General features: G+C 31.6%; 2 protein-coding genes. Both read left to right on the top strand.

Annotation, left to right across the window (positions count from 1 at the left end; genetic code table 11):
• Positions 1 to 197 precede the first annotated feature (197 nt).
• Positions 198 to 1,094 (top strand): LysR family transcriptional regulator, encoded by an 897-nt coding sequence (locus FNW38_RS17295; protein WP_143388253.1) that lies wholly within the window; start codon positions 198 to 200, stop codon positions 1,092 to 1,094.
• A gap of 177 nt (positions 1,095 to 1,271) precedes the next feature.
• Positions 1,272 to 2,147, top strand: a complete 876-nt coding sequence (locus tag FNW38_RS17290) for a YeiH family protein (RefSeq protein ID WP_143388300.1) — start codon at positions 1,272 to 1,274, stop codon at positions 2,145 to 2,147.
• Positions 2,148 to 2,245 lie beyond the last annotated feature (98 nt).

The following is a 2,245-nucleotide window of genomic DNA, read 5'->3' as shown; positions in this document are numbered from 1 at the left end:
TAGCCCCTAAATGTTATCAACTTCTCAAATGTTAAAACTATGAATTTTTATTATATTTTTGCGTAAGGTGAGTTACTGATTAAAAATTGACAACAAAGAATTAAAGTAACTTAAAAATAGTTCGTCTTAATTTGTGCAAAATTCGTGAAATTTGTGGCTTTTTTTTAAATAAAGTAATGATAAATAAAAATACAAATATGGATTTTAGATTAAAAGTATTCTTTACTGTCGCCAATAGATTGAGTTTTACAAAAGCAGCAACAGAGTTATTCATTACGCAACCCGCCATTTCAAAGCACATTCAAGAGTTAGAAGAACAATATAAAATCAAACTTTTTGAAAGAAACGGTTCGAAAATTTCGCTTACCAATGCTGGTGAAGTATTGCTAAAACACACCAAAAATATATTTGAAGTCTATAGAGAAATTGATTTTGATATGAGTGCGCTTATCAATCGACAAAAGGGATTACTTCGATTAGGAGCCAGCACAACAATTTCTCAATATATAATTCCACCACTTTTGGCCCGCTTTCATCAAAAATTGCAGGATATTAAAGTGAATCTACTGAACGGAAATACGGAGCAAATTGAAAAGGCATTATTAAATAAAGAGATTGAAATTGGAATTGTAGAAGGGCAATCTAAAAATCAGTCTATTAAATATACCGAATTTTTAAAAGATGAATTAGTTCTGGTTTGCAATAGCAGCAATCCTTTGGTAAACAAAGAACAAGTTACATTAGAGGATTTGAAAGACCTGCAATTTGTAACTCGGGAGCAAGGCTCTGGAACACTTGAAGTTATTGAACACGCCTTAAAACCTTTTGGAATTAATCTTTCGCAATTGAAAATTGAAATGCAGTTGGGAAGTCCAGAAAGTATAAAATCCTATTTAATGAATTCTGATTGTGTTGCTTTTATTTCTATTCATGCTATAGAAAAAGAGCTTAAAAATAACGAATTGATTATTCTGGATATTGATAATTTTGTGATTGAACGCTTTTTCTATATCATTACTTTACAAGGAAAGGTTGATGCATTATCTGAATTATTTATAAAAAACATATCAAGTTATTATAATTTAAAGTTATAGCAGATTGTTTTTTGCGATTGGTTAATACAGATTAATCCATTCACCTTTGTATAGTAATAATTCAACTACTTTACATTGGAAACAAATCAAAAATTAATTCAAAAGCCTTCACCGCTTTTTTTCGAAATAAGCACAATACAGCAACAAATCATTTTTGGTGTATTGTTATTATTTTGCATGACTACTTTTGTTTCCCCACCAATTGCTTTATTATTAGGCTTGATTGTAGCGAATCTTTCCGGACATCCTTTTTTACATCTCAACCATAAAGCAACGAACATTCTACTACAGGTTTCTGTGGTAGGTTTGGGTTTTGGAATGAATGTTAACAGTGCTTTATCGGCTGGTAAAGAAGGTTTCTTGTTTACTGTTGCATCTATTTTAAGCACTTTAATTCTGGGAACTTTTTTAGGGAAATGGCTAAAAATTGAAAAGAAAACGGCTCATCTGATTTCCTGTGGAACCGCAATTTGTGGAGGAAGTGCGATTGCTGCGATTGCTCCGGTAATTAAATCTGAGGATAAACAAACTTCAATTGCTTTAGGAGTGATATTTATTTTGAATTCAATTGCTTTATTTTTGTTTCCAGCAGTGGGTCATTGGTTGGATTTATCACAAAAGGAGTTTGGATTGTGGTGTGCCATTGCCATCCATGACACGAGTTCTGTAGTTGGTGCAGCCAGTAAATTTGGACCTGAAGCATTGCAAATAGCCACAACGGTAAAGTTAGCTCGAGTCTTATGGATTATTCCGGTAGCTTTAATTACCGCTGTTGTTTTCAAAAACAAATCCAGCAGAATAAAAATCCCATATTTTATTGGATTATTTATTTTGGCAATGGTAATGAATAATTATGTTTCAAAAACAGCGATAATTGCTCCATATTTGGTTTCAATTGCTAAAATTGGACTTACACTGACCTTGTTTTTAATCGGAGCAGGATTGAACAGAAGCATATTGAAATCCGTTGGTGTAAAACCGTTGTTTCAAGGAATTTTGCTTTGGATATTTATTGCAATTGCAACTTTGTTAACTATTCTGTATTTCAATTAAGTAGCATTAATTAAAAATATTATATGACTATCCGTAATGCGGACTAAAATCATTTCGAATATAATTTTCGTCGTTTGTACATTTATAAAGCATAAATA

It is taken from the genome of Flavobacterium gawalongense (assembly GCF_007097265.1).
Taxonomy (GTDB): Bacteria; Bacteroidota; Bacteroidia; order Flavobacteriales; family Flavobacteriaceae; genus Flavobacterium; species Flavobacterium gawalongense.
Note: the sequence above shows the minus strand (reverse complement) of the source record. Positions and strands in the feature narration are given on the sequence as shown.